General features: G+C 47.0%; 26 protein-coding genes. 17 read left to right on the plus strand and 9 right to left on the minus strand.

Translation table 11 applies throughout. From position 1 onward, the window contains the following. Nucleotides 1-30 precede the first annotated feature (30 nt). The 6 genes from LY387_RS05875 to pspF all read right to left on the minus strand — a co-directional run bounded on the left by LY387_RS05875 (nucleotide 31) and on the right by pspF (nucleotide 6,437). Complete coding sequence (locus LY387_RS05875; RefSeq protein WP_042472203.1) at nucleotides 31-816, minus strand: ATP-binding cassette domain-containing protein; 786 nt, start codon at nucleotides 814-816, stop codon at nucleotides 31-33. Continuing rightward, entirely contained in the window at nucleotides 813-1,808 is a 996-nt protein-coding gene (locus LY387_RS05880; RefSeq protein WP_234495646.1) for an oligopeptide/dipeptide ABC transporter ATP-binding protein, read from the minus strand. Before LY387_RS05880 ends, LY387_RS05875 begins: the two co-directional genes overlap by 4 nt. Then, nucleotides 1,808-2,695: an ABC transporter permease subunit gene (locus LY387_RS05885; RefSeq protein WP_042472205.1), complete on the minus strand. Its 888-nt coding sequence runs from the start codon at nucleotides 2,693-2,695 to the stop codon at nucleotides 1,808-1,810. Before LY387_RS05885 ends, LY387_RS05880 begins: the two co-directional genes overlap by 1 nt. Beyond that, a complete protein-coding gene (locus LY387_RS05890) occupies nucleotides 2,682-3,644 on the minus strand; it encodes an ABC transporter permease (RefSeq protein WP_234495647.1) in 963 nt (320 codons plus the stop codon). The genes LY387_RS05885 and LY387_RS05890 overlap by 14 nt, the downstream gene beginning before the upstream one ends. Further along, nucleotides 3,645-5,264, minus strand: a complete 1,620-nt coding sequence (locus LY387_RS05895; protein WP_234495648.1) for an ABC transporter substrate-binding protein — start codon at nucleotides 5,262-5,264, stop codon at nucleotides 3,645-3,647. Between the two features lie 138 nt (nucleotides 5,265-5,402). Further along, the gene (gene pspF, locus LY387_RS05900; RefSeq protein ID WP_234495649.1) at nucleotides 5,403-6,437 is read right to left on the minus strand and encodes a phage shock protein operon transcriptional activator; all 1,035 of its coding nucleotides are present in this window, start codon (nucleotides 6,435-6,437) and stop codon (nucleotides 5,403-5,405) included. A 192-nt stretch (nucleotides 6,438-6,629) separates the two neighbouring features. On the opposite strand from pspF, the gene pspA reads away from it, so the two are divergent. From pspA to pspC, 3 genes are read left to right on the plus strand one after another with little or no spacing between them, the layout of a single operon-like run. Further along, on the plus strand, nucleotides 6,630-7,298 hold the full coding sequence (gene pspA, locus LY387_RS05905) for a phage shock protein PspA (protein WP_234495650.1): 669 nt from the start codon (nucleotides 6,630-6,632) through the stop codon (nucleotides 7,296-7,298). 19 nt (nucleotides 7,299-7,317) lie between these two features. Beyond that, on the plus strand, nucleotides 7,318-7,554 hold the full coding sequence (pspB, locus tag LY387_RS05910) for an envelope stress response membrane protein PspB (RefSeq protein ID WP_128648555.1): 237 nt from the start codon (nucleotides 7,318-7,320) through the stop codon (nucleotides 7,552-7,554). After that, a complete protein-coding gene (gene pspC, locus LY387_RS05915) occupies nucleotides 7,514-7,933 on the plus strand; it encodes an envelope stress response membrane protein PspC (RefSeq protein ID WP_419153424.1) in 420 nt (139 codons plus the stop codon). The genes pspB and pspC overlap by 41 nt, the downstream gene beginning before the upstream one ends. 67 nt (nucleotides 7,934-8,000) lie before the next feature. Here the strand turns inward: pspC and LY387_RS05920 are convergent, their stop codons facing one another. Then, nucleotides 8,001-8,627, minus strand: coding sequence for an SGNH/GDSL hydrolase family protein (locus LY387_RS05920; RefSeq protein WP_234495652.1), 627 nt, complete (start codon nucleotides 8,625-8,627; stop codon nucleotides 8,001-8,003). A gap of 226 nt (nucleotides 8,628-8,853) precedes the next feature. On the opposite strand from LY387_RS05920, the gene LY387_RS05925 reads away from it, so the two are divergent. From LY387_RS05925 to LY387_RS05945, 5 genes are all read left to right on the plus strand, one after another. After that, nucleotides 8,854-9,621, plus strand: a complete 768-nt coding sequence (locus LY387_RS05925) for a carbohydrate deacetylase (protein ID WP_234495653.1) — start codon at nucleotides 8,854-8,856, stop codon at nucleotides 9,619-9,621. Between the two features lie 124 nt (nucleotides 9,622-9,745). Beyond that, complete coding sequence (locus tag LY387_RS05930) at nucleotides 9,746-10,780, plus strand: efflux RND transporter periplasmic adaptor subunit (RefSeq protein ID WP_234495654.1); 1,035 nt, start codon at nucleotides 9,746-9,748, stop codon at nucleotides 10,778-10,780. A 1-nt stretch (nucleotide 10,781) separates the two neighbouring features. Next, nucleotides 10,782-11,858 (plus strand): efflux RND transporter periplasmic adaptor subunit, encoded by a 1,077-nt coding sequence (locus LY387_RS05935; protein ID WP_234495655.1) that lies wholly within the window; start codon nucleotides 10,782-10,784, stop codon nucleotides 11,856-11,858. Beyond that, nucleotides 11,858-14,959, plus strand: coding sequence for an efflux RND transporter permease subunit (locus LY387_RS05940; RefSeq protein WP_234495656.1), 3,102 nt, complete (start codon nucleotides 11,858-11,860; stop codon nucleotides 14,957-14,959). Before LY387_RS05935 ends, LY387_RS05940 begins: the two co-directional genes overlap by 1 nt. A gap of 630 nt (nucleotides 14,960-15,589) precedes the next feature. Continuing rightward, nucleotides 15,590-16,195, plus strand: a complete 606-nt coding sequence (locus tag LY387_RS05945; protein ID WP_234495657.1) for a DNA-3-methyladenine glycosylase I — start codon at nucleotides 15,590-15,592, stop codon at nucleotides 16,193-16,195. On the opposite strand, the gene LY387_RS05950 is transcribed toward LY387_RS05945, so the two are convergent. After that, the gene (locus tag LY387_RS05950) at nucleotides 16,187-16,990 is read right to left on the minus strand and encodes a fumarylacetoacetate hydrolase family protein (RefSeq protein ID WP_234495658.1); all 804 of its coding nucleotides are present in this window, start codon (nucleotides 16,988-16,990) and stop codon (nucleotides 16,187-16,189) included. The genes LY387_RS05945 and LY387_RS05950 overlap by 9 nt on opposite strands. 112 nt (nucleotides 16,991-17,102) lie before the next feature. Between LY387_RS05950 and LY387_RS05955 the strand changes: the two genes are divergently transcribed. Then, nucleotides 17,103-17,783 carry a DNA-3-methyladenine glycosylase I gene (locus LY387_RS05955; protein WP_234495659.1) on the plus strand — a complete coding sequence of 227 codons (681 nt, stop codon included), beginning with the start codon at nucleotides 17,103-17,105 and terminating at the stop codon, nucleotides 17,781-17,783. A 69-nt stretch (nucleotides 17,784-17,852) separates the two neighbouring features. Here the strand turns inward: LY387_RS05955 and LY387_RS05960 are convergent, their stop codons facing one another. Further along, the gene (locus tag LY387_RS05960; protein WP_234495660.1) at nucleotides 17,853-18,368 is read right to left on the minus strand and encodes a glycine cleavage system protein R; all 516 of its coding nucleotides are present in this window, start codon (nucleotides 18,366-18,368) and stop codon (nucleotides 17,853-17,855) included. 289 nt (nucleotides 18,369-18,657) lie between these two features. Between LY387_RS05960 and LY387_RS05965 the strand changes: the two genes are divergently transcribed. The 8 genes from LY387_RS05965 to LY387_RS06000 all read left to right on the plus strand — a co-directional run bounded on the left by LY387_RS05965 (nucleotide 18,658) and on the right by LY387_RS06000 (nucleotide 26,289). Beyond that, complete coding sequence (locus LY387_RS05965; RefSeq protein ID WP_234495661.1) at nucleotides 18,658-20,073, plus strand: coniferyl aldehyde dehydrogenase; 1,416 nt, start codon at nucleotides 18,658-18,660, stop codon at nucleotides 20,071-20,073. Nucleotides 20,074-20,092: 19 nt separating this feature from the next. Beyond that, nucleotides 20,093-21,274, plus strand: coding sequence for an iron-containing alcohol dehydrogenase (locus tag LY387_RS05970; protein WP_234496063.1), 1,182 nt, complete (start codon nucleotides 20,093-20,095; stop codon nucleotides 21,272-21,274). 105 nt (nucleotides 21,275-21,379) lie between these two features. Further along, nucleotides 21,380-21,784: a hypothetical protein gene (locus LY387_RS05975; protein ID WP_234495662.1), complete on the plus strand. Its 405-nt coding sequence runs from the start codon at nucleotides 21,380-21,382 to the stop codon at nucleotides 21,782-21,784. Between the two features lie 9 nt (nucleotides 21,785-21,793). Continuing rightward, on the plus strand, nucleotides 21,794-22,216 hold the full coding sequence (locus LY387_RS05980) for a tetratricopeptide repeat protein (RefSeq protein ID WP_234495663.1): 423 nt from the start codon (nucleotides 21,794-21,796) through the stop codon (nucleotides 22,214-22,216). Nucleotides 22,217-22,245: 29 nt separating this feature from the next. Continuing rightward, on the plus strand, nucleotides 22,246-23,988 hold the full coding sequence (locus LY387_RS05985) for an arylsulfatase (RefSeq protein WP_234495664.1): 1,743 nt from the start codon (nucleotides 22,246-22,248) through the stop codon (nucleotides 23,986-23,988). A 103-nt stretch (nucleotides 23,989-24,091) separates the two neighbouring features. Next, nucleotides 24,092-25,333 (plus strand): anaerobic sulfatase maturase, encoded by a 1,242-nt coding sequence (locus tag LY387_RS05990; protein WP_234495665.1) that lies wholly within the window; start codon nucleotides 24,092-24,094, stop codon nucleotides 25,331-25,333. A 12-nt stretch (nucleotides 25,334-25,345) separates the two neighbouring features. Continuing rightward, a complete protein-coding gene (locus LY387_RS05995; protein ID WP_234495666.1) occupies nucleotides 25,346-25,813 on the plus strand; it encodes a hypothetical protein in 468 nt (155 codons plus the stop codon). A gap of 74 nt (nucleotides 25,814-25,887) precedes the next feature. Then, complete coding sequence (locus LY387_RS06000; protein ID WP_234495667.1) at nucleotides 25,888-26,289, plus strand: DUF4345 domain-containing protein; 402 nt, start codon at nucleotides 25,888-25,890, stop codon at nucleotides 26,287-26,289. Nucleotides 26,290-26,298 lie beyond the last annotated feature (9 nt).

The following is a 26,298-nucleotide window of genomic DNA, read 5'->3' on the forward strand; positions in this document are numbered from 1 at the left end:
AGCGATGCCGTTTACTAACGATGCTGTTCACTAACGATGCATGGGCGTCTTGTGGAAGTGACTCTCTACCATGCGCTGCGTGACAATATGTTGTGGGTTGGTAAGCACTTCACTGGTCTTGCCATACTCCACAACGTCGCCTTCGTGCATCACCATCACCTTATCCGTAATGTGTTTCACTATGCCTAGATGCTGAGACACATAAACAAACGCAACACCCATCTCTTCCTGAAGCTCGAGAAACAGGTTAATGATCTGCGAGCGCATCGCCATATCCAATCCATTCAGCGCCTCATCGGCAACTATGATAGAAGGCTGCAAAATCAAAGCTCGAGCTAGACAGATACGCTGCTTCTGACCTGTCGCCAGCATTTGCGGATAGAAGTAGGCGTGCTCCGGTAGCAGGCCGACACGAATCAAGGTGTCTTTAACACGCTTCATACGAGCCTCTGGCGGCATATTGGTGTTTCGCTTGAGCGGACCTTCCAGGATACGACCAATCTGAATTCGAGGGTTCAGAGATGTATTCGGGTCTTGGAAGATCATCCGAATCAGCTTACAGCGGGTCGAGTAGTCTTTATGTTCCAGTAAATCACCGTTCACTCGAATTTCGCCAGCGGTTGGCTCAACCACTCCGGCAAGCATGCGAGCCAATGTCGATTTGCCGGAACCGTTCTTGCCGATAAAGCCAATCGTTTGTCCCGCTTCCAGGCTGAAGCTCACAGGCTTAACTGCGTGCTGCACTTTCTTCTGAAATAGCTTAGAGCGCGTGACAAAGTCTTTTTTTAGGTCGGAGACTTCTAACAAAGAACTCATGCTTTTTTCTCCGTGTTCAGAGGGAAGTGACAACTGAACTTATGATTCTTAATTCGTTTTGCTTCAGGGATCTCAACGCACTGTCTCTGGGCGTACGGGCATCTTGGTCCCAAACGACAGCCAATTGGAAGATGCTGTAGTGGGGGAATCGAGCCTGGTAGTGATTGCAGCTTCTCTTTATGAGGGATCCACTCACCAAAGTCTGGCATCGCCTTGAGCAGTGCGACCGTATAAGGGTGCTTCGGCTTAGCAAGAATCTTAGCTGTGTCCGCTGATTCCACCGATTGACCACAATACATAACCGTAATACGTGTTGCCCATTGCGTGATCGTTGTTAAGTCATGACCAATCAACACAATTGTGGTGTTGTTGAGCTGGTTCATGCGACTTAATAGACGCAGGATTTGCGACTGAGTAATTGGGTCTAAGTCGTTAGTTGGCTCATCGGCAAGCAGCAGTTTCGGCTTGGCAGCGATCGCCATAGCAATCATGATCTTTTGACACTCACCATCGGTGAGCTCATAAGGATAGCTGTGCATGACACGCGTGTGTTCTTTAATGCCGACTTTATGAAGCAGGGCAATGGCTTGCTTCTTACGCCATTTAAAGCGCTCCCACCATTTACCTTCGAACGAGCGCGATGGAATGGATTCGATGAGCTGCTTACCGACCTGTTCAGAAGGGTCTAAACAGGTTGTTGGTTCTTGGAAGATCATCGCCACGTCGCGAGCGATGACTCGGCGACGTTCACGGGGCGTAAGCTGCAGTAGGTCTATGTTGCCAAGACGCATGCGGTCAGCCGTGACCTTCCAGTTGTCTTTGGTTACGCCGACGATGGCTTTAGCGACAAGACTTTTACCTGAGCCTGATTCACCTACAAGACCGCGGATTTCTCCCTCGTTGATCGTGAAGCTCATACGGTCAACGGCTTTCACAAGCCCCTGAGGGGTTTCGATTTCGATGGTGAGATGTCGAATATCTAATACTGGCATTATTCGATCCCCGCACTTAATGCACTTCGGATGCCTTCACCCACAATGTTCACCGCTACTACTGTAAATAGAATGGCTAGGCCCGGCAGAATCACTGTCCAAGGCGCCAGATAGAGAAGCTCAGCGGCGTCACCGAGTACCGCACCCCATTCACTGCTTGGTGCTTGAGCACCTAAACCCAAGAAGCCTAGTGCAGTGATATCGAGAATTGCGATAGACAACGCAAAGGTGACCTCAGCGGCAATGACGGTGAGTAGGTTGGGCAAGATCGAGTTCCAAAGTAGATAAAATTCGTTCGCACCATCAAGTCTTGCCGCCATGATGTAGTCTTTCTCAACTTCGGTGTGCACCGCTACGTAGATAGAGCGAATAAATCGAGGGATCAGCGCAAGGCAGATCGCCAACATGATATTGAACTCACCGGGACCCAAAAAGGCGACAAAGATAATCGCTAGCAGCAGCGAAGGAATCGACATTACGGTATCGAGCAAGTGGTTTAGTGTACTAGACAGCAAACCGCGCGTCATACCCGCTAGGATGCCAATTAAACAGCCGACTAGGGTGGCAATCGCAGTGATGATCACCGCCGCGCCAAATGACAATCGAGAGCCGTCGATAATACGCGATAAAATATCGCGTCCTAAGTCATCGGTGCCGAAGAAGAAGTCGACTGTACCCTCTGGATCCCACGAAGGCGGCACCAGCAGATTGGAGCTTTGCGCCATCGGGTCGTAAGGCGTTATAAACGGAGAAAGCAGAGTAATAAGGATCAGAAACCCTAAACACCACAACCCGAACATAGACAGGCTATTAGAGCGATAGCTGCGCCAAAATCGTTCTAGCTGGGTCGGAATGCGCTCTTCCTGATAGACATTATCTGACAGCATACCATTCCTTCCTTACTAGCGGATTGATCATCGCACCAATCAAATCTGACACAATACTTGCCGCTAAAACTATAGTCGCCACAACCAATACACCCGCTTGAATAGATGCGTAGTCTTGGTTTGATAGTGCGTCTAAAAGCCAACGACCGACACCCGGCCAGTTAAAAATGGACTCTGTCATGATCGCGAGCGTAATCATACTCGAGAGCTGAACACCAAGTTTAGGAATAATTGGCGGAATCGCATTACGCAGTACGTGCTCGATGACGATTTCATAGTTAGATAAACCACGAATACGCGCAGCTCGGATATAGTTTTGCGACATCACCTCAGTCACCGAAGTTCTCATCATGCGGATAACCTGCATCGTGGGTGACAGTGCCAATACCAGACAAGGGAGAATCATATGCTCAATCACACTTTGCAGTGCTTCTTTGCGATAAGGTCCGTCTGAGAGCAATGCGTCGATAAGTGCAAACCCTGTGACATGATCGATCTCGTAAAGGAGGTCATATCGACCAGCTACTGGAAACCATTGATAGTTGAGCGAGAAATACATGATCATCAACAGCGCAATCCAAAAGAGAGGCGCTGCGTAGCCAACCATTGAAGAAAACGAAATTACGTTGTCGAGCCATTTCCCTTTGCGCATACCCGCAATAGTGCCCGCTGGAATCCCAAGGAACACAGAGATAGTGAACGCTGCAAAACAGAGCTCGAGTGTGGCCGGAAGAACTGACGCCAATTCTTGAGTGATAGGAACGCCAGCTTTGGTTAGACCAAAATCGAGTTCAATCAGTCGGCCCAAATACTCAAACCAGCCAGCCATCATTGGTTGCGTCGCCCAGTGAGACTGTGGCTCTAGTCGTACCAAGCTGTAGCCGACAAACGTTAGGATCAGCAGTGTGATCACAAAGAGGTTGAGGCGGCGAATCGAATACCAAAACATTTACTTCAACCTCACAACTTGGTCAAACGGCTGAGCGTTAAATGGGCTGGTTCTAAAACCAGTTAGATTCTCGTTATGTGCTTGGTATTTCTGTCCATGAGCGATAGGCAGCACTGGTACTTCCTCGTTCAGAATGTTTTGTGCCTGGCGATAAAGATTCAGGCGATACCTTGGTTGATTCACTTCGAGTGCTAAGTCCAAAATGAAATCAAAGTCGTCGTTACACCACATTGAAAGGTTAAGACCTTCACGCTTAGAGGTGCACGAAAGAAGGGGGCGCAAATAGTTATCTGGGTCACCGGTGTTGCCGACCCAGCCGGTGAGCAACATATCGACGGACTCGATGTTAGATAACTCTTGGCGGTCAACACGATCATCAGTCAGTAGATTCAGGGTGATGCCAATGTCGGCAAAATTCGCCTGAATGAGCTCCGCGGTTTTACGAGGACTTGGATTGTATACGCGTGGCTCTAGAGGAACCGCCATTGTAAGCTCTAAGCCGTGAGCGTAGCCCGCTTCTCTAAGCAGCGCCATGGCGTAGTTACGGTCATAGCGCACTTGAACCGCATCTTTTTGATGTGCCCAAGAGCTTGGAGGGAGCAGGCTATATGCCTTTTCTCCGCTGCCGAAGTATACGGCTTCCAAGATGTTGTCGCGATTGATAGCTAGATTCAACGCTTTGCGTACCCGAGCATCGCTAAGCGCTCGATGTTGTGTATTCATAGCAACAAACGCCACGTTCATCGCAGGTTTGGCTTGCAACACAACAGAGTCTTCTTCAAGGATGACCGGGATCTGACTAGAGATTGGCGAGTTGAGCACATCGCACTCGTTTCGAAGAAGCTTAGCCAGTGCGCCAGCGCCACGGTGCGAGATATCAAATACCACTTGCGACATTTGTACAGGACCACGCCAGTAATTATCGTGACGTTTTAGCCTAACCAAGTCAGCCACTTGATACTCATCGAGGTAAAACGGCCCCGTGCCAACAGGCAATGTATCAATATCCAGCTTCTTGTCGCTAAACAATAGATTGCCTGCATACTCGGCTGAGTAAATAGGCGCATGCGCAGTCGAGATATTCGATAGGAAAGAGTTGTCTGGTCGAGACAAGGTAAATTTCACAGTAAGCTTATCAACCGCTTCGACACTCTGTACAAGGTTGGCAAAATCTATACCCGCAAACCAAGGGTAGACGCTACCGCCAACCTGATGAAATGGGTTATTAGGGTCAATAATTCGATTGAAGCTAAAGACTACGTCATCCGCGTTTAGAGTCCGAGTGGGAGTAAACCAATCTGTGGTTTGAAACTGCACGCCTTGACGTAGATAAAAGGTATATTCAGTACCTGATTTGTCGACCTGCCACGATTTTGCCAAGTTTGGTACAGGCTGATGGGTACCCGAATTTAGCGTGAGCAAGGTATCGAATATTTGCGGTGCTATTGATTCAACAGTGATACCACCGTCGACTAGCTGTGGGTTGAATGTACTTGGTCTGCCTTGGTCGCAGTAGACGAAACCGTCTTGTCTTATTTTCGAGTGGTCGACTTTGTCTTCACACCCTGCTAGCAGAACTAAGCCACATAGCCCAAGTGATAATTTGATTATTGCCTTCATAAACACGCTACATTCGTTGGCGAACGTAATATCTGTATTGAGATCAGGGTAATTTACCACTTTTTTACTCGCTAAACCAATAACGACAAGCACTTATCGTCGACTTTGTTAGATAGGTAGGCGAGGAATCCATCACTCTCAAACCAGTTTATACTTTCGCACCAATCCTCTTAGCTGGTCATAACTCAAGCTTAGCAGTTTGGCAGCACCTCGTTGATTGTATTGAGCTTGCTTAAGTGCTTCATTAATCAACTTTATATTCTGTTCATCCTGCCAAGACTTAAAGTCTAGAGGGAATGCATAGTCCACTGGCGGTGCAGATGCATCAGAACCCTCTGACGCGGTGTCCTCTTCATTGTTATTGCCCTCAAGATCATCCTTTCTTGCCATTGAACTTAGCTTGCCAAAATCGCTCTCAAATGGATTGAATATGAGAGATTCAATCGGGTCTTCATTGGTTCCTTGCTGGTATACAGCGCGCTCTACAACGTTTTTGAGCTCACGTACGTTGCCGGGCCATTGGTAATCGTGGATGCTTTGCCACGCCTGCTCGGTAAAGCCCACAAAGAAGGGCAAACCGAGCTCTCGGCACATTTTGATAGCAAAAAACTCCGCGAGTAGTGCGATGTCCTCTTGTCGGTGTCTTAATGGGGGAAGGTGAATAACGTCGAAGGCCAGTCTATCGAGTAGGTCGGGACGAAACTTACCTTTTTCAGCGAGCAAGGGTAAATCTTCATTGGTTGCGCATACAAGACGAACATTGGCTTCGAGTGCAGTAGCACCGCCGACTCGCTCATATTGACCATATTCGATTACTCTTAACAGTTTCTCTTGCACTGACAGTGGCGTAGTCGCGAGCTCATCTAAGAATAAAGTGCCATTCTCAGCGCGCTCAAAGCGCCCTTGGTGTCGACCTTTTGCACCAGTAAAAGCACCAGACTCATGGCCAAATAACTCTGAATCAATCAAGCCTTCACTTAAGGTCGAGCAGTTCAATGAGACAAGTGGTTGGTCCCAGCGCTTAGACAGGTAATGTAAACGCTGCGCAATGAGCTCTTTACCCGTTCCTCGTTCTCCGATCACCAGCACGGGTCTATCAATCGGAGCTAGTCGAGAAACCTTGTCTAGAACGGCAAGAAACGCAGGAGATTCACCAATTAAGTTTTGAGCCATGATATTCCCTTTGAAGTTGGTAAAAATTACCAATAGTTGGCTAATGCATCTTAGCACTGAGACATGATAAATCGAGTGGAATTTATTAAGCTATTGAATTTTATTGAATATTAAAATTGGCACGGTACTTGGATTATCAATAACAACTACCAAAGAGTTCAATGGCGAACTCGTCCAGACAGGAGATGTATTATGGGTATTTTTTCTCGTTTTGCCGATATCGTAAACTCAAATATTAGTGCACTGCTTGATAAAGCGGAAGATCCAGAAAAAATGATTCGTCTAATCATTCAGGAAATGGAAGATACTTTGGTTGAGGTGCGCACGAACTCAGCAAAAGCCATTGCCGATAAAAAAGAACTGGCTCGTAAAGTGATTGCAATTGAAGAGCAAATTGCGGAGTGGGCACAAAAAGCGACGTTGGCACTGACTAAGCAGCGTGAAGATCTCGCTCGCGCAGCACTGATTGAAAAGCAAAAGCTTGAAAACGTTGTAAAAGGCTTGCACGATGAGCAAACTCTAGTGGAAGAAACCATTGAGAAACTGACTAATGAAATTGCTAAGCTTGAATCGAAGATCACTGAAACTCGTGCTAAGCAACAAGCATTGATTATTCGCTCGGAAGCGGCAAGCAACCGCCGAGATGTACAAAAGCATCTGCACACTAGCCGCACTAACGAAGCGATGGCGAAGTTTGAGCAGTACTCGCGCAAGATTGATGAGCTTGAAGCTGAGGCGGATCTTTATTCAAAAACGGGCAACGCTAAGTCTCTAGACCAAGAGTTTGCAGAGCTGCAAGCGCAAGATGAGATCGACAAAGAACTTGCGAAACTCAAAGAGCAGATGAATAACGAAAAATAACGCGAAGTAGGAGAAAAACATGTCGTCTTTTTTAATTGCGGGTCCATTAATTGTCTTTCTGATTTTTGTTGCACCGCTGTGGCTTTTTCTCCACTACCGCAGCAAACGCAAGTCAGAGAATGGGTTGTCTGAACAAGACTTTCAAAAGCTGCAGACCTTGTCACAACGAGCAGAAAAAATGCAGGCTCGGGTTGATAATCTAGAGCGAATTCTAGATGCGGAAGCGCCGAACTGGAGACAAAATTATGACTCATAGAGAGCTGTATAAAGATCCTGTCAACGGTAAGCTCACCGGGGTTTGCGCAGGACTTGCAAACTACTTTGGACTGGAAGTGTGGCTGGTGCGGATTCTGTTCATCTCCGCCGCACTGTTCAGTGGCTTTTTCCTTGTGATGTTGGCATATTTTGCGCTTAGCTTGATGCTCGAGAAACAGCCAGATAACTTTGTCCAAGCGATGAAAACCAAGAAAGAACACTCACTAAAGAGTAAACCTTGGCAGCAAGGACAAAACGCCAAGGATCTACTTTCTACATTGGAGCGCGATTTCGACTCAATGGAACACAAGGTACGTGATATGGAAGCGTATGTGACTTCTGAAGCGTTTAAAGTCAATCGTGAGTTCAGTAAGCTATAGCACTAGGTAACTGAACTAAGTCCCAACAGGCAAAGTGAAAAGAGGTCGTAAGACCTCTTTTCTTGTTTTAGCGCTGCAACAGCTCAGGAATACGTTTTGCTAGAATATCAGCAAACTTTGCATGTTGATCGACTTGCCAGTGTATCCCTTCTTTAGAACATGGCTCTATCTCTGAAGCTGCATCAAAAAAGTAGCAATCAAGTTCTTTGGCACGGCGTTCGTAGAAAAAACTAAGCTCTTTGGATTTAGCCTCCGCGCCATAAAAGCCTTCCTTTGAAGGATCGACTTCATAGACGTGCGTTGGTGACACTAACAGCACCTTTGGCGGGCTAGTCATAAAACTATGCTGGAAGTTTTGAATCGTCTGAACCAATCTAGCAGCGCCTTTTGAGATATCACTTGCTGTCAGGTTGAAGCGAGACTTTAAGTCATTGGTACCAAGCATCAGTACCACCAAGTCAGGGTGATGGCTTTCCAAGCAAGGTAAAAGATAGCTCAGTCCGTTTTTTCCATCTTCGTATGGATCATCGAGAACCGTAGTGCGGCTGTTCAAGCCTTCTTCAATAATGTTGAACTCTCCTGATAGCTTTGCTTTGAGCAGCATGGTCCAGCGCTCTTCGGGTGTGTATCGACGCGGTAAATCTGGAGAGCAACCCCAAGTATTGGAGTCTCCAAAGCATAGAATGGTTTTCATCGTTCATACTTACAAACAAATACAGAATTTAATTGTATGACAAATTTGACTGGTGGGTGTTAACTTAATGTCATAGGTGAGATGTTGATTAGACTTTGCTTTGGAAAGAGAGCTTAGGTTTAGTTTTTGTTATCAATTTTTTTGCACTAAGCGGTTGATTTTGAATAGTAGACCTCACACTATGAAACCCAATCTATCCCGTTGATTGGCTGTTGCGAGGTAAAACATGAAGCTTATTGTGAATGCAGATGATTTTGGTCTAACGGAAGCGGTAAATTTGGGTATTGTTGAGTGCTTTCGTGCGGGTATCGTTAAGTCGACGACCATAATGATAAATCAACCTGGTACGGAGCACGCGATCGAGCTATACCGCAGGGGACAAGTACCAGAAGTGGGACTTCATTTCACCGTGACCAGCGGTAAACCTGTTTTGCCTGCTGAATACGTTTCTAGTCTGGTTGACGATAGTGGTTACTTTCTCGACAAGTCGGTGCTCCGAAACAAGACAGACGTCAATCCTGCAGAGGTATCGGCCGAGCTCTATGCGCAATATCAAGCAGCCATTGACGCCGGACTAAAAATTAATCACCTCGATAGCCACCATTTTGGTGGTGTGTTTGCTCCGCTCAAACAGGCTTTCACTCAGGTAGCCAATGAGATTGGGCTGCCCGTTCGACGAATTGACAACATCATTACCGGTCAAGAAGGGTTGGAGGTGGTGACACCGACAAGATTTGATATGCGTTTTTTCGCCGAGGGTGTTTCACTCGCTCGGTTTCAAGAGTTGTTATTGGAGCACAGAGCATCATGCCCAGATGGCATTATTGAGTTCATGTGTCATCCTTCGAATGCAGTGACAAAGGAGCTAACTCAGCTATCAGGATATAGCGCTGAGCGAGTTGAAGAGCTAACTATCCTCACGGATCCAGAGTTAAAAGCCTGGCTGGATGAAAAGCAGATCCAGTGTGTAGGATTTGATGATTTGAACAATTAGCGAAAAGCGGTTGTTAATACACCAATAAAAGCAAGGTAAAACTATTAATTATTAATGACTTGGTGGCAAGTCTGTCATCTCTAGACTATGTTTTAAATTACAATTAAAACAAGGTAGTTAGAGAATGAATAGTAAGTTTACCTTGCTGGTGGTCGTCACTAGCCTTCTTAGTGGTTGCGGTAAGGAGCCGCCACCCGTTCCCGAGCCAGAATCTCGCCCAGCCAAACTTTTCTCTGTCGCCGTCGGTAATAGCCAGTTTGAACGAACCTTTCCAGCCACTTCTGAGGCGGGCGACCGAGCGGTATTAGCATTTCGAGTGCCAGGACAACTAGAGCGTATTGCGGTTCGCGCAGGTCAACCGGTAGCAAAAGGGGATCTTCTCGCTGAGCTCAATCCAGATGAATATCAACTGCTTGAAAAGCAAGCTCAAGCCAATTTCCGTCTTGCAGATGTGCAGTACCAGCGAGCATTAAGTCTTCGTAAAAGCCAGGTGGTGTCTGAACAAGACTTTGACCAGGCCAAGGCTAACATGAACTCTGCCCGAGCTGATTGGTCACAGGCAAAAGCCAACCTCAGCTACACTCGCTTAATCGCACCTTATGATGGAACCGTCTCTATCATCCCAGCGGATAACTATGAGTACATTCAAGCCAAAGAAGGCGTGATGAACATTCAGTCTAATCAACTTCTAAAGGTGATATTCCAGCTTCCAGACCATCTTTTGAATCGTTTTCAAGGTGGTACTGAAGTCGAAGCAACGATGGCGTATGACGCCTATCCCTCCAATCAGTACGAGCTTACTTTCCAAGAAATTGATACCGAAGCGGACCCAAAAACCGGTAGCTACAAGGTAACCATGGTGATGGAAAGACCGACTGATATTGGGATCTTACCTGGAATGGCGGGACAAGTTCGCGTGATCGCTAAAAGTGGTTCCGCAACGGTTATTCCAACCTCAGCGCTCTTTATGGAGGGGGATACACAGTGTGTATGGCGTGTTAACGATCAAGGTCTAGTCGAGAAAGTGGCTGTGGAACTGAATGAAAAACGTCAAGTAGTGAGCGGACTGAATGATGGTGACCAAATCGTGATCTCCGGTGTTCAGGGTATTGAAGCTGGCATCAAGGTTCGCGAATGGATCAAAGAGAGGGGGCTCTAATATGACTCATCGTTATCTTATTGCCATCTTACTTGGCTCATTTCTTGTTGGTTGCGGTAAGCCAGAAGTTGGCGTCCGTGACGAAGTACCAAAAGTTCGAGTTTCTGCCATTGGCAAAACGGAACTTAAGAGCAGGCTTTACTTTCCTGCACTCGCAAGTGCTGCTGACCGTTCCCACTTAAGCTTTCGCGTCGCGGGAGAGATCAGCACTATTGATCTGAAGGAAGGGGATTTTGTAAACCGAGGAGATGTACTTGCGGTCTTAGAACCGACCGACTACAAACTCGCTGTAGATAACGCTCAGGCACGATTTAACGTTATCGATAGTCAATATCGCCGTTCTAGCCCGCTAGTGAAAAAAGGCTTACTTGCGCAGTCGCAGTTTGATGAGATAGCGGCTCAGCGAGCGTATGCAAGAGCTGAGTTGGAACTTGCTAAGTTGCGCCTTTCGTTTACTGAGTTGAAGGCACCGGTAGATGGCATTATTTCTCGCGTTTCTGCGGAAAAATTTGAGAACGTTCAGATTGGTCAGCAGATAGTGAACATCCACAGTATTGAAGAGGTCGAGGTAGTGGTTCAAATGCCGGACAGCTTCTCGCTTAATCAACCTAAACATCAAGATATCACCAATATTGAAGCTCTCGTTCGTGTGCCATCTGGCAATGAATATGTCGCGACCTTGAAGGAGTTTACTACCGAGCCAGACCCCGCGCTTGGCACATTTACCGCAACATTAGTGCTGCCAATGCCTGAGAATGAATACATTCTCGACGGCATGGCGGTGGATGTGACCTCTAAAGCAGAGGACGTCGGTCTCAAGCTTGCTGCGGGTGTAAGTGTACCAATTGCCGCGGTGTTCAATCAGGATGGTGATTCGCTCGCCGACGATGAGAAGTTTGTTTGGGTCCTCAACTCAGATAATACAGTGACCAAACAACAAGTGACGACAGGCAAGGTATCACAATCGACGATCCAGATACTGAAAGGGCTTGAGCAGTCACAGCAAATTGTCGTGGCAGGGATTGCACGATTGAGGGAAGGCATGAAGGTTGAAGTATTACCGCAGGAGGCGAAGTAATGAGCCAAGAACAACAAAAATCATTACCGCAATCCGATGATGAAATCACTGGCGTAGCGGCGTATTTTATCCGCAATCGCGTGATCAGTTGGATGGTCTCGCTGATCTTCTTGATCGGCGGCGTTTCAGCATTTTTTGGGTTAGGGCGATTAGAAGACCCGGCCTTTACCATCAAAGATGCCATGGTCGTTACTTCTTATCCTGGTGCGACGCCTCAGCAGGTGGAAGAGGAGGTGACTTATCCTATTGAGAAAGCGATCCAACAGCTAACGTATGTTGATGAGATCAATTCGATTTCAAGTAGAGGTCTTTCACAAATCACTGTGACGATGAAAAACAACTATGGTCCTGATGATCTGCCGCAGATCTGGGATGAGTTGCGTCGAAAAGTAAATGATGTGAAAGGCTCGCTCCCTCCGGGGGTAAATGAACCCTCCGTTATTGATGACTTTGGCGATGTTTATGGTGTGTTGTTTGCCCTGACGGGTGAGGGTTATAGCTACAAAGAGCTTTTGGATTACGTTGATTATTTACGTCGAGAACTCGAGCTTGTTGATGGTGTCAGTAAAGTCTCTGTGACAGGCGATCAGCAAGAACAGGTTTTCATTGAGATTTCTATTAAACGCATTAGTGCGCTAGGAATCGCTCCAAGTACGATCTTTAACTTGCTGCAAACCCAGAATATCGTATCTAACGCCGGTGCAACGCGTATCGGAGATGAGTATATCCGCATCCAGCCAACAGGTGAGTTTACCGATGTGTCTGAGCTTGGTGATTTGATTCTGACCGAAGGCGGGGCACAGGGTCTTATCTATTTGAAAGACGTAGCGGATATTAAGCGCGGCTTTATCGAAGTGCCAAGTAACATCATTACCTACAACGGTGATGTGGCACTTAACGTCGGTATCTCATTTGCTACAGGTGTTAACGTAGTGGAAGTTGGGGATCGCCTATATCGCAGGCTCGCAGAGCTTAAGTTCCAACAACCTGTAGGGATTGAGATAAACGAAGTCTACAGTCAGCCGAAAGAGGTGGACAAGTCGGTTCGAGGGTTTGTTGTCAGTCTTGGACAGGCGGTTGCGATTGTTATTGTTGTACTGCTGTTCTTTATGGGGCTTCGCTCAGGGCTGTTGATTGGCCTGATATTGCTGCTTACCGTACTTGGCACCTTTATCTTCATGCAGTATATGGCCATCGACTTACAACGTATCTCACTTGGTGCGCTGGTTATAGCATTGGGGATGCTGGTGGATAATGCCATTGTGGTGGTCGAAGGGATACTCATAGGGACGCAAAAGGGGCGAACGAGACTGCAAGCGGCAACTGATATTGTCACGCAAACCAAGTGGCCGCTTCTTGGTGCAACCGTGATTGCAGTTACCGCGTTTGCCCCAATTGGACTTTCCGAAGATTCTACCGGTGAGTATTGTGGCACCTTATTTTCAGTGCTCCTGATTTCACTGATGCTGAGTTGGTTTACAGCTATCTCGCTGACGCCTTTCTTTGCCGATATCTTCTTTAAAGGACAAAAGGTGAAAGAGGGCGAAGAAGGCAAGGACCCGTATAACGGCTTTGTCTTCGTTGCATACCGCAAGTTCCTCGAGTTCTGTATGCACAGAGCCTGGTTGACGGTTGTGGTGCTAATTGCAGCACTAGTCGCGGCTCTTTATGGCTTTACTCAGGTGAAACAGTCATTCTTCCCAGCTTCAACGACGCCTATGTTCCAAGTGGATGTTTGGCTTCCTGAGGGAACCGATATTCGAGCAACCAACACTAAGCTAAAAGCCATCGAAACGTGGATTGCCGATCAGCCAGAAACCGACCATATCACCACAACGGCAGGTAAGGGCTTACAACGTTTTATGCTCACTTACGCGCCAGAGAAAAGCTATGCGGCCTACGGTGAGATCACTACTCGCGTTCATAACTACGAAGAGTTGAACTCTTTGATGGAGCGATTCCGTGAGTATTTGGATGCGACGTTCCCAGAGATTAACTACAAGTTGAAACAGATTGAGTTAGGTCCTGGCGGCGGTGCGAAGATTGAAGCTCGTATTATTGGCTCTGATCCAACGGTTTTACGTAGTATTGCATCTCAAGTAATGGACATCATGTACGCCGATCCGGGTGCCTATAACATCCGACACGACTGGCGCGAGCGTACCAAGGTACTAGAGCCAATCTTCAACGAGAGTCAGGCAAGACGTTACGGCATCACAAAATCTGATGTGGATGATGTGCTCATGATGTCTTTCTCTGGTAAGTCGGTTGGTCTGTATCGCGATGGTACCACTCTGATGCCTATCGTCGCGCGTCTTCCAGATGCCGAGCGTGTCGATATTCGTAATATCGAAGGCATGATGATTTGGAGTCCCGCGCTGAGTGAGTTCATTCCATTCCAACAAGTTACTCAGGGTTATGATACTCGATGGGAGGACCCGATTATTGTTCGTAAGAACCGTAAACGCATGCTAACTATTATGGCAGACCCGGACTTACTTGGTGAAGAGACGGCAGCTACGCTTCAAAAACGTCTGCAACCTCAGATTGAGGCCATAGAGCTTCCACCGGGTTACTCGTTGGAGTGGGGTGGCGAGTACGAGTCTTCTGGCGACGCTCAAGAGTCACTGTTCCAGACAATGCCACTTGGCTACTTGTTTATGTTCTTGATCACCATTTTCCTATTCAATGCAGTGAAAGAGGCGCTTATCGTCTGGCTGACAGTGCCGTTGGCTGTCATTGGTGTAACGACAGGCTTGCTTGCTTTAAATACACCATTTGGCTTTATGGCACTGCTTGGTTTCTTGAGTTTGTCGGGTATGCTGCTGAAAAACGGTATCGTACTCTTAGACCAGATTGAGATTGAGATGAAATCAGGTAAAGAGCCCTATTTGGCGGTAGTTGATGCGGCTTTAAGTCGTGTTCGTCCGGTATGTATGGCGGCGATTACCACGATTCTTGGTATGATTCCGCTATTGCCTGATATCTTCTTTAAACCAATGGCCGTAACCATCATGTTTGGTTTGGGTTTTGCGACAGTGTTGACGTTAATTGTTGTGCCGGTGCTGTATCGTATTTTCCATCGTGTGAAGGTGGTATGAGGTTGAAGAGCCTTACCCCTCCCAGCCCCCCCTTAGCAGGGGAGGAGCTCTTGCTCGCTATCGCGTAGCTTGTTAAATAATGCGATGCGACAATAGGAGCTAGCCTACGGTTCTCCCCCTTAATAAGGGGGAGCTAGAGGGGGTAACGCGGACTAACAACGACCGACTAACGCTCGATTTATACTCCGCGTCTCACGCCTCCCAGCCTCCCCTTATTAAGGGGAGGAGCTAATGCTCGCTATCGCGTAGCTTTGTAAATAAGGCGATGCGACGACAGGAGCTAGCCTACGGTTCTCCCCCTTGATAGGGGGAGCTAGAGGGGGTAAAAGCGGACTAACAACGACCGACTAACGCTCGATGTATACTCCGCGCTTCACCCCTCCCAGCCTCCCCTTATTAAGGGGAGGAGCTAATGCTCGCTATCGCGTAGCTTTGTAAATAAGGCGATGCGATGACAGGAGCTAGCCTGCGATTCTCCCCCTTGATAAGGGGGAGCTAGAGGGGGTAAAGCGGACTAACAACGACCGACTAACGCTCGATTCATACTCCGCGTCTCACGCCTCCCGGCCTCCCATTAGCAAAAGAGGGAGCCTTAACAGTACAAACCCAATAACAAGGAGCACAACCCCAATGTCCACCCGCTGCCCATGGCTAGACGAAACAAAACCAGACTACGTCGAATACCACGACAAAGAATGGGGTGTCCCCGTCCTTGACGACAAAACTCTGTTTGAGTTCCTGGTCCTAGAATCCGCTCAAGCCGGTCTTAGCTGGTACACCATTCTCAAAAGAAGAGAAGGATACCGAAACGCGTTTGCAGACTTCGATGTTGAGAAAGTCGCCGCGTTTACCGAACAAGATGAAATTCGATTGCAGCAAGACACAGGCATTATTCGTAATAAACTCAAAATAAGCTCTACCATTACCAATGCCCAGCACTTTATAGAGATTCAAAAAGAGTTTGGCAGTTTTCGCAGCTATCTTTGGTCTTTTACTAACAACAAGGTATTAGTGAGCAGTCACGAGACGCTGGAAGACTACCCTGCGACTTCGCAGGTTTCCGACGCATTAAGTAAGGATCTAAAAAAACGCGGTTTTAAGTTTGTAGGCTCAACCATAGTCTATGCGTATTTACAGGCAGCTGGTCTTATCAACGACCACAGCCTAAACTGCTATCGACGCCAAGAAGTCATCGATAGCTACCAAGCATTAGGCCTGGAATACGAGTTAGTTTGAACTTTGGATGGTGTTGGTGACTTCACCAATACCTTCTATTGCTACGCTCACCACATCCCCAGCTTTAAGAGAGCGAGTTCTGCCAGGCGTGCCAGCGAAAATCAAGTCACCAGGATGTAGGGTGATATAGGTGCTAATGTAAGAGACAATAGCAGGAACATCATGAATCATGTTGGCGACACTCTCTTGCTGCATAACATTGCCGTTAAGTGTTGTTGTGATGACTTGGTCTTTAATGGCGATGTCACTCACGATAAAGTTAGAAACCGGCCCAAATCCTCGAGCTCCTTTCGCTCGCCACCATTGCAGATCTTGCCCTTGCCAGCTGCGCTCTGTGAGATCGTTACCCGCGAGATAGCCGAACACACATTCCAGTGCTGAAGATTTACTGACCTCTTGGCACTCCTTGCCAATCACAATGACGAGTTCACCTTCGAAGTGCACATTGCTGGCTCCCTTAGGGAAGGAAAGATCGCCACTTACTCGTACTGAGTCAACGGATTTAAAGAATATCTCTGGCTTAGCTGCACCAGAGTTTCCAGCATGGCTTCTAAAGTTGAGCCCAACAGCGTACACGCTGCCACTGGTTAGCGGGGCGATGAGCGTTGCTTCGGAGGCTTTGATGGTCTCTAGCGTTTTGGGGTTATCGAAAGGAGCATCAGACAAGATGTCGTAGAGCTTTTGGTTTTCTTCGGCGACTTTGATCCAATGCTGGCTGCCTTCATAGTCAATCCGACCAAATTGTGCGGCTAGAACATTTAGCGGCAGTAGAACAAAAATTAAAAGCGCTATCATAAAGGCTATCCTTAGCTAGATTCCAAGTATCAGTAACGAGTATAGTTACGAAATGCATCTTTTTTGGTTCAATTTAGTCGTTTGCTATTTTGGCAGTAGGTAATGGAAATATATGGAAAAGTTTGATTCGATTTATGCAAGAGCTGCAGAGCGTAAAGGGGGAAAGCAAGGGCTTGAGTCTATTGTTTCTAAGCCCCTAACTCGCGACGAAGTTGCCGCTATTCCCGAGGACCGTTGGTTGTCGGCGTTTTCTATGAAGGTATTCCAAAGCGGTATCTCTTGGAAAGTCGTGCGCAACAAATGGCCGAACTTTGAGGAGCACTTTTTCCAGTTTCGTATCGACCCATTGTTGATGCTTTCAGAAGAACAATGGGAGCAGAAAGCGCAAGATCCAAAGATTATTCGCCATATGACCAAGGTGATGTCGATTCCAGCCAATGCTGCGATGATCCAACGTGCGCGATTTGAGCATGACTCTTTTGCTCAAATGGTGGCAGATTGGCCGAAGGAGTCGATAACGGATTTGTGGGCGCATCTTAAAAAACATGGAGCGCGCTTGGGTGGAAATACAGGGCCTTACGCCTTACGACAACTTGGCGTTGACACCTTTATCTTATCGAATGATGTAGAAGGGTATTTGCGTAATACCAACATCATTGATTCTGGTAGAGGCACAAAGCGTGCGATGACAGCTGCAAACAAAGCGTTTATGGAGTGGCATCAAGAATCAGGTCGCTCGCTGTCTGAAATAAGTCAAATTATTGCTTATGGGTTTGGCGATAATCGCGTCTAGTGGTTCTGAATCCTAAAAAAGGGCAAACAGTGTTTGCCCTTTTTTCGTCTCTTGTTGCTTAATTCCCTGTCACGACTCAAGAATCACACGAGTATCCTCACTCAGCGCTTCAAGTTCGCTTGCTACATCTTCAATTTGCATGGCTGACGGGATTTTCAGGGCCATGTTGGCAGTAAACAGACTTGAGCCAATACCACCGCCACCAGCGATAAACACACGGTGGCAATCCATATCTAAAATACGGATATCTTGACCATCTAAGAACTGGGTAATTTCATTGACGATACCTGCTCTGTCATTGGCGTCGAGTCGGAGCTGGAAAACCGTTTCTTGGTCATGTCGATGCGGGTCAGTATCTGAAATCTGAACGAGCAAACCTTGTTGGTTGTTGAAGGCATTTTTGACAGCTTGCTCATTTTCGCTTGGAAGTTCTACTTTGATGACGGCTGCGACATTGTCTTCAATGAAGTTCACTTTACTCACCAGCCATTTCCCGCCATTTTCGTGGGTAACGGATGCAAGGTTTTTGATGGTGGCTGGGGTAGCTTGGCCAACAAAGTTGACGATAAAGGTACTACTGCTCATACGTTTCCCTCCACAGGTATAAAACCGATAACTAATTGATTAGTTAATTCCAGTTTAGATCTAAAACGGCGGTCTCGCATGACCGACCTCAAGGTTCACACCGAAAACAGCCATGAGTTTATTGAAGTGTAATTGGCCGCACAAAATTCAAGGTTTTTGCTTTGCTGACAACAAGTTATTGAGCCGATCTTGTATTGCGTGTTTTCAATTGACAGATCTCTGACATTTATTAGCTAGACCGACCGGTTTGTTTTGTTTAATGTGTAATCACTTTCTGAGGAGGATTGACATGCAAACCATATCGAATGAACAACTTGTCGCGATTCACAAAAGACTGAAAACGCACTATCAATGTACGCCAATGCCAAGCTTTGAGCTGCGCGTATCAAAACTCAAAGCGCTGAAAAGTGCTCTGCAGCAATTCAGTCAAGACCTGTGTCTGGCTCTCGACAAAGATTATGGAAGACGCAGTCATCAGGACACCTTGATTGCTGATGTACTGCCATGTATCGGCAATATTGATCACACTCTGTCTCAACTGGACAGCTGGATGGCACCTTGTAAACGCAATCCGGGGCCGTTGCTCTCAAGTTCGACCGTTGAAGTGGTTTATCAGTCTAAAGGTGTCGTGGGTATTGTGACGCCATGGAATTTTCCTGTGATGCTATCAATTGGTCCGCTTATCTCAGCTATCGCTGCGGGTAACCTAGCAATGATCAAGCTTAGCGAGTTTACGCCACACACCAACCAAACCATTAAAAAGATGCTGGCGAGCTGCTTTAGTGAAAATGAAGTAGTTGTCATCGAGGGGGAGGCTGATATCGCAGCCAGCTTTACTAGCCTGCCTTTTGATCACTTGCTGTTTACTGGCTCAACTGGGGTTGGTCGTATGGTAATGAAGTCAGCCGCTGAGAACCTTACTCCACTGACGCTCGAACTAGGTGGCAAGTCCCCGGTGATTGTTGCTGATGATGTCGATATCGAGATGGCAGTTGAGAGAATCATTTACGGCAAGAGCCTCAATAATGGACAAGTTTGCGTCGCACCAGATTATGTGTTGCTTCCAGAGGGCAAAGAGCAAGCGTTCGTAGATGCATACTGCAGTCACTATCAAAAGCTGTACACCAACGGGATTGACTCCGACAACCTGACAGGGCTTATCAACAAACGACAGTTTGAACGCATTCAAACACTGCTAGAACACGAAATTGCTGTAAACAGCAAAGTCGTCGCGTGTCACAGCAACTCGATATCAACAGACAGGCAAATAATGGTCACTCATCTCATTGTGAATCCGAAGGTGGATTCTCCGGTTATGAGCGAAGAGATTTTTGGTCCTCTGCTTCCAATTATTACCTATTCAACGGTTGATCAAGCCATAGCGTTTATCACGGCAAGACCGAGACCTCTTGCGCTGTACCTAATGTCTGAGAATGAATCGCTACAGCACAAAGTATCTACTCAGGTCCATTCCGGCGGAATGTGTATCAATGACTGCGTGTTCCATTTGGCTGTCGATGATGCTCCGTTTGGCGGCATCGGTGAGTCAGGAAAAGGGGCGTATCACGGCAAAGAAGGGTTTCTTACCTTTTCTCATGCAAAGACCGTGATGAAAACGGATGCCAAGGCTCATAACGTGAGTCAGCTGCTAGGCCCTGGAGACAATGAATTCAAACGTGCAGTGCTCGCTTCACTGTGCGCCTAATTATTAGTTTGGAGATGAAATCATGAACAACAACTTTATGTTTAACATGCGTACTGTGGTCCTATCGGGTGAGGACTCAATCAGAGATATTCCGGCTCAGTTGGCAGCAAAAGGCGCACATCGTGTGTTGCTACTCAGCGATGTGGGACTTGAGAGCGTTGGTCTTGTTAACCAACTCATTGGTGTTTTCGAGGGCAACAAACAAGTCGAACTCGTTGGCGTGTATACCGATATAAAACCTGATGCGAGTTGCGATGACATCAATAAGGCCGTTCAATATGCCAACAAGGTTCAAGCGGACAGTATTGTGGCGCTCGGTGGTGGCAGCGTGATCGATGCATCGAAAGGCATCAAGTATTCGCTTGAGCACCAACTCGATGATATTCGCGACGCGATTCGTGGCGGTGGACATATCGATGTAGGTCCTCACGTTAAGCCATTTACCGTTCCTCATATTGGCGTACCGACAACAGCGGGTACGGGCGCAGAAGCGTCACCGATTGCAGTGTTCTTTAATGATGTCGAGCAAGTGAAGGCGAGTTTAGTAGTGTCTGGCCTTGAGTGTGATATTGCGGTATTAGACCCGACTTTGACACTTGGATTGCCAGTGTCACTCACGGTGTCAACAGCAATGGATGCATTGACTCACGCGATTGAAGCCGTTGCTTCTCCAATGAGTAACTGCTTTACCGATGCTTATGCTATTCAAGCCAGTCGTTTGATTCTAGACAACCTTCCAAAAGTGGTGTCAGACCCAAGCAACGTCAACGCGAGATCTGAACTGCTTCTAGCTAGCACCATGGCCATTTCGGCATTTTACTCCTCGTTAGGCGGTATACCGATTCACAACTGCGCGCATGCGTTTGGTGCTATTGCTCATATTCCGCATGGTGACGCAAACAGTGTATTGCTACCTGTGGTGATTGAGACGCTACCAGAGTTCTATCTGCCGAGTATCGATAAGCTTGCAGGGATTTTTGAAGTTCCTCAATCGCTATCGGCCGAAGAAAAACATCGCGAGATTGTGCTGTCACTGCGTGCCTTCCAAGCCCAAGTGAAGGCTCACCAGACTTTCACTAACTGGAGTCTAAGTGCAGACACGCAGCTTGAGATTGCACAGGGCATCGAAAAAGACATGAGCTATCAGTTTTATGCCATTCCAAAACAGAAGATAGAGCAGATCCTAGCGGCAGCGTGCTAGGTCTTCCATAAATGCGTTGCCAAGGATGGCTAACTTAACTGGGTAATCAAAAAGTGTGTTCAACAACTCATTCCAACCACGCACCTAGCTCCTTGGAGATTAATTATGTTCTTTACTAAATACGTCGAAAAAATGTTGCTAATTACGGGTATCGGTACTGCCGCTGCACTCGCCTATGCGTTCTTCCCACAGTGGGCAGTGAGCAATATCGGTCAGCTACCGTATCTTGAGCAAGATTTCGTTTTCTATCAGCACTGGGGAATCATGGTAGGCATGATGGGTGTCATGATGATCGGCGCCGCCTTTAAGCCGCAATGGCGTGAAAGCATCATGCTTTACTCAGCGATTGAGAAGGGCTTTATGGTGATATTGCTATTAGCCAATTTAGGTAACCCAGATATCAACGGCTTCATATTGGCAGGCGTCATGGATACCGTAGTTGTACTTTGGACTTTGGGCTATTGGTGGGAGCAAAAAAGGGCAGCAGACGTTTCTATAGCGATGCGTTAGGAGGCTGAAATGAAGAACGCTAACCGTATTTCATTCCTCAGTGTATTTGCATTGTTAGTAGTAGGCATGACCTTTTTTGTTCAAGCGAGAGACGATACGCCCCCTATAGATTCAAGCCTTGGCGTCACATTTCAAAGCGGATATCAAGGTGATGCTAAAGCCCAGTATCAAATTGGCATGCACTATCTAAATGGTTTCGATAGTGGCAGTGCGTACCTAGAGCAGAATAGTGAGCAGGCGAGGGCTTGGTTGTCCCAATCAGCCCACAATGGTTATGCGGACGCTCAGCTGCAACTCGGTTTGCTTTACGCTTCTGGTACGGGTGGTGAGCAAGATGCCTCAATGGCAGTCAGTTGGATCGGCAAGGCTGCAGATCAAAATCATCCACAAGCACTGGACTTGCTTCACTGGATGTCTCAAAGCGCTCATTAATTGAGAGCTTATTATTCAAAGGTAACTCAATGAACAGTAACAAAACTCTATTGTGTACTGCAGTTGCTGCTGCGATTTCGCCAGCGGTGAACGCTTCTCAGGAACAGCCGAACATCTTGCTGATTGTCGGTGATGATGTCGGTTTCGCGGATACCCAGCCGTATGGTTCTGAGGTTGATACACCGAATTTGGTTGAATTGGCCGAAGAAGGGGTCAAATTCACCAATTTTCACGCCTCGCCAACATCATCGGTAACCCGCTCTATGATGCTCACTGGCGCAAACAGCCATGAGGTGGGGCTTGGTACGTTTGACTATGCCGTCTATCCCCCTGCAATCGGTAAACCGGGTTATGAAGGTTACTTGACTCACAAAGGTGTCACTGTCGCCACATTATTGCGAGACAATGGTTATCACACTTATCTATCAGGTAAGTGGCATCTAGGGCATGAGGATGGTTATCTACCTGATGATAGAGGCTTTGAAAGCAGCTACGGCATCTTGGCTGGTGGCTCAAATCACTTTAACCGCAATATGATGTTTCCTGCCAAAAATGAAGCGACGGCACTGGCGATTCAAGAGGGGAGAATGCCGGGTGTTGAACCTGAGCCTATTTATGAGAACGGGCAACGAGTGAAAGATAAGTACCCTGGGGAATACTCAGATCAAGGCTACACAGAAGAGTTGATCAGCATGATCGACAAGAATAAAGACTCTGGAAAACCCTTCTTTGCTTACTTTCCATTTACCGCGATTCACCTTCCACTTCAAGCGCCAAAAGAGTCGTTTGAAGATAAGGTCGATTATTACGTCGAAAATGGTTGGGATGTCGTGAGAAAAGATAGATTTGAACGTATGAAGGACATGGGCGTGATTCCTGAAGAAGCGCAAATTTCTCCACGAAACAGCCTAAGCCGACCATGGGATAAACTGACCGAAGAAGAGAAGGCGTGGTACGGCAAAAAAATGGCCGTTGCGATGGGGATGATGGAACTCCAAGATAAACAAATAGGTCAGGTCACTGACTATCTGAAGAAGATTGGTGAGTATGACAATACTTACATTATCTACCTTGCCGACAATGGTCCCGAGGCGACAGATATTACAGGAGAAAATGTGAGTGATTTGATTCGCTCTTGGACTCATCACCATTTCGACAACAGTACTGAAAACTTAGGTAATGCGAACTCAAGTGTCTCTTTAGGCCCAGAATGGGCGAGCGCTTCAACCGGCGGCCTCTCGTGGTTCAAGGCATATACTGCCGAAGGCGGCATCCGTGTACCACTGATTATCAAGCCGGCCAAAGATGTGTTGGACAGCGAAGGGACGCTCGAGTCAGGAACATCAACCAATGAACTTGCTCAAGTGAAAGATCTCGCAGCGACCATCCTTGACGTAGCTAACGTTAATCATCCTGGTACAGAGTACAAAGGTAGAGAAGTTGCTCCAATGAGCGGGCAGAGCTTAATTCCGTACTTTAAGGGACAAAGCGACATCATTCATTCGGATGGTAATCCGATCCCGTTTGAACTCTTTGGTAGCGGCATCTTGCTGCAAGGTGATTACAAGATCATTCGAATCTCCGTTGGAATGGGTGGTGATAATCAATGGCATATGTACAACACGAAACTCGACCCAGCAGAGACAAACGACGTGAAGGCTCAGTATCCTGCTCTGTTCAAACAGATGCTGGCATCGTACAAGGAGTATGAAAAAGCGATGAATATCGTGCCAGTCGATGAACAATGGAACCCGTTTGAGAACGTGAAATAAAAATTTTACGTCGTCATCATACCGACCAGTAGGTCTTGTGTTTGGCAAGGACGCCGTATTTTTAACAGGATGTCGATTCACCGTTTACTTGCAGGAGTGTTCTATGATTGAGCGCGACCACGTGTCGTTATCCGTACCCCAGTTTCGAGGTAAAGCGCACAGCAAATTTCAGGCGTTGGCTAAGCCGATTGGTGCTATCTGCAACATCAATTGCGACTACTGTTACTACCTTGATAAACAACAGCTACTCGCCTATCCAAAAGGTGAGGCGTACCGAATGACGGATGAGTTACTAGAGCGCTACATCAGGCAGTACATTCAAGGACAAAATACTGAGGAAATCATCTTCTCTTGGCATGGAGGCGAACCTACCCTCCTAGGGTTAGGCTACTTCGAGAGGATTGTTGAGCTGCAGAGAAAGTACGCACCTCAGGGCGTCAAGATCGTCAATGATGTTCAAACCAACGGCGTTTTGGTTGATGACAGGTGGTGTCAATTTTTCAAACAACATGACTTCTTTGTAGGCTTGAGTATTGATGGTCCCGAACATCTTCACAACCACTACCGGAAAAACCGCAGTGGGCGAGGTACGTTTGAAAAGGTGATGCGGGCGGTTGAAAAGCTAAAGGTCCACAAGGTTCGATTTGCGACCTTAACCTGCGTGAATAACCTAAACGCGAACCATCCGCTCGAGGTGTATCGGTTTCTAAGAGATATTGTGGCGCCGTCTCAGATCCAGTTTATACCGGTTGTCGACCCCAACGAGGAGGCAAGTTGGCTTCGTTATTCCGAGGCTGCGATTATTCCCGTCCCTTCAGCTACAACTCGATGGAGTGTTGAGCCCAAACAATGGGGAGCGTTCCTGACTGAGGTATTTGACGAGTGGATGGCACATGATTTTGGGCGCGTTCATGTTCCGTATTTTGAGAATTTCTTTGGGATGTGGATGGGTAAACCAAGCACCATGTGTACACTTAACGATATCTGTGGAAAGGGCATTGCGGTTGAACCAAATGGCGATGTGTACGCTTGTGACCACTATGTACATCCTGACTTTAAGGTAGGCAATATCAGTGATAAGTCGCTGGCTGATATTGCGTTCTCGAAACAGCAAATGGCCTTTGGTTTTGCAAAACAAAAAGCACTGCCAAAGCAGTGTAATGAGTGCCAATATCGGTTTGCTTGCCATGGTGAGTGTCCTAAGAACAGAATAAAAAACGACCGGTACGGTAATCCAGGTCTGAATTATCTGTGTGAGGGCTGGCAACAAATATTTCATCATATCGACCCAATTATTACGCATATACTTGCGTTAAATGGGCTTGAAATCTCTGCTAACCGCTAAAGAGAGACTGTGATGGAAAGTTACCTGCTATTGGGTTTAGCCATGGCGCTATTGAGTATCTGGAAGACCTATTCGGGTCCAGCATTGGCAGCTTTTGTCGGTTTTAGCTACCCGGAAATGCTGCTATTCAATGCGCTACCTGCACTTCTTGCGGGTTACTCTGGCTGGTTTGCAGGACGATATTCGTTTGTTCTTTACTCGCGCAAAAACTTACGCCCCTTTAGACCTAGGCTGCGCCGCTTTGTTATGGCATGGAAGCGCTATGGCAATGTGACTATGGCGGTACTTGCCCCCGTTCTGGTTGGCATCCCCCTTTACACATTAATCGCTAAACGGCTGCGTCAATCCCACAGTGCCACGTTTGCCCTGCTTATCGTATCCATAATTTGGTGGAGTGGCTTGAGTTATGGGTTAGTGAGTGCATTTGACCTTGGGCAGCAGCTAAATCTTCAAGGTTTACTCGATAAAGTTCGCTTTTAACCGACTGGATGTATTTGGAAATTTGAATTTCTGGATACAACTTCTAGTCTCTTAATTAACAGAGGAGGCGCAACATGACGCATACGCAAAAGTTCTTGTTACTAGCCGCTGCAGGACTTACGCCAATCGCACTTTCTTACGGCTTAATGCCTAATCTTTCTCTACCCTTTTTGTTCGACATTGATGCGAGTGCGACCAATGTTAGTCATATCTTCAGGGCGGTGATGGGGCTCTACTTAGCCTTGGTTATCTACTGGCTAATGGGGGCGTTTGGAAGTCAATTATTAGCTCAGTCAGCACTTCAAAGTCTAGTTGTCTTCATGCTGGGGCTTGGTATTGGGCGAGTAGTAAGCATAGTTGTTGATGGCATGCCACATTGGCTACTCGTGGTGTATTTATTGTTGGAGATTGGCTTTGGTGTAGTAGGCCTGATTCTTCTGAGAAGTAGCAAACCGGAAACACAGTACGCAGGATGAATGTATAAA

The organism is Vibrio maritimus (assembly GCF_021441885.1).
In the GTDB taxonomy this organism is placed as follows: Bacteria; Pseudomonadota; Gammaproteobacteria; order Enterobacterales; family Vibrionaceae; genus Vibrio; species Vibrio maritimus_B.

What these genes read in the sequence shown, in the direction of transcription:
- LY387_RS05925 (WP_234495653.1), top strand. Translation starts at nt 8,854, where the DNA reads ATGAAGCTTATTGTGAATGCAGATGATTTTGGTCTAACGGAAGCGGTA.
- LY387_RS05990 (WP_234495665.1), top strand. Translation starts at nt 24,092, where the DNA reads ATGATTGAGCGCGACCACGTGTCGTTATCCGTACCCCAGTTTCGAGGT.
- pspF (WP_234495649.1), bottom strand. Translation starts at nt 6,437, where the DNA reads ATGGCTCAAAACTTAATTGGTGAATCTCCTGCGTTTCTTGCCGTTCTA.
- LY387_RS05890 (WP_234495647.1), bottom strand. Translation starts at nt 3,644, where the DNA reads ATGTTTTGGTATTCGATTCGCCGCCTCAACCTCTTTGTGATCACACTG.
- LY387_RS05935 (WP_234495655.1), top strand. Translation starts at nt 10,782, where the DNA reads ATGACTCATCGTTATCTTATTGCCATCTTACTTGGCTCATTTCTTGTT.
- LY387_RS05940 (WP_234495656.1), top strand. Translation starts at nt 11,858, where the DNA reads ATGAGCCAAGAACAACAAAAATCATTACCGCAATCCGATGATGAAATC.
- LY387_RS05895 (WP_234495648.1), bottom strand. Translation starts at nt 5,264, where the DNA reads ATGAAGGCAATAATCAAATTATCACTTGGGCTATGTGGCTTAGTTCTG.
- LY387_RS05950 (WP_234495658.1), bottom strand. Translation starts at nt 16,990, where the DNA reads ATGATAGCGCTTTTAATTTTTGTTCTACTGCCGCTAAATGTTCTAGCC.
- LY387_RS05980 (WP_234495663.1), top strand. Translation starts at nt 21,794, where the DNA reads ATGAAGAACGCTAACCGTATTTCATTCCTCAGTGTATTTGCATTGTTA.
- pspB (WP_128648555.1), top strand. Translation starts at nt 7,318, where the DNA reads ATGTCGTCTTTTTTAATTGCGGGTCCATTAATTGTCTTTCTGATTTTT.
- LY387_RS05945 (WP_234495657.1), top strand. Translation starts at nt 15,590, where the DNA reads ATGTCCACCCGCTGCCCATGGCTAGACGAAACAAAACCAGACTACGTC.
- pspC (WP_419153424.1), top strand. Translation starts at nt 7,514, where the DNA reads ATGCGGAAGCGCCGAACTGGAGACAAAATTATGACTCATAGAGAGCTG.
- pspA (WP_234495650.1), top strand. Translation starts at nt 6,630, where the DNA reads ATGGGTATTTTTTCTCGTTTTGCCGATATCGTAAACTCAAATATTAGT.
- LY387_RS05875 (WP_042472203.1), bottom strand. Translation starts at nt 816, where the DNA reads ATGAGTTCTTTGTTAGAAGTCTCCGACCTAAAAAAAGACTTTGTCACG.
- LY387_RS05965 (WP_234495661.1), top strand. Translation starts at nt 18,658, where the DNA reads ATGCAAACCATATCGAATGAACAACTTGTCGCGATTCACAAAAGACTG.
- LY387_RS05975 (WP_234495662.1), top strand. Translation starts at nt 21,380, where the DNA reads ATGTTCTTTACTAAATACGTCGAAAAAATGTTGCTAATTACGGGTATC.
- LY387_RS05880 (WP_234495646.1), bottom strand. Translation starts at nt 1,808, where the DNA reads ATGCCAGTATTAGATATTCGACATCTCACCATCGAAATCGAAACCCCT.
- LY387_RS05960 (WP_234495660.1), bottom strand. Translation starts at nt 18,368, where the DNA reads ATGAGCAGTAGTACCTTTATCGTCAACTTTGTTGGCCAAGCTACCCCA.
- LY387_RS06000 (WP_234495667.1), top strand. Translation starts at nt 25,888, where the DNA reads ATGACGCATACGCAAAAGTTCTTGTTACTAGCCGCTGCAGGACTTACG.
- LY387_RS05930 (WP_234495654.1), top strand. Translation starts at nt 9,746, where the DNA reads ATGAATAGTAAGTTTACCTTGCTGGTGGTCGTCACTAGCCTTCTTAGT.
- LY387_RS05985 (WP_234495664.1), top strand. Translation starts at nt 22,246, where the DNA reads ATGAACAGTAACAAAACTCTATTGTGTACTGCAGTTGCTGCTGCGATT.
- LY387_RS05955 (WP_234495659.1), top strand. Translation starts at nt 17,103, where the DNA reads ATGGAAAAGTTTGATTCGATTTATGCAAGAGCTGCAGAGCGTAAAGGG.
- LY387_RS05885 (WP_042472205.1), bottom strand. Translation starts at nt 2,695, where the DNA reads ATGCTGTCAGATAATGTCTATCAGGAAGAGCGCATTCCGACCCAGCTA.
- LY387_RS05920 (WP_234495652.1), bottom strand. Translation starts at nt 8,627, where the DNA reads ATGAAAACCATTCTATGCTTTGGAGACTCCAATACTTGGGGTTGCTCT.
- LY387_RS05995 (WP_234495666.1), top strand. Translation starts at nt 25,346, where the DNA reads ATGGAAAGTTACCTGCTATTGGGTTTAGCCATGGCGCTATTGAGTATC.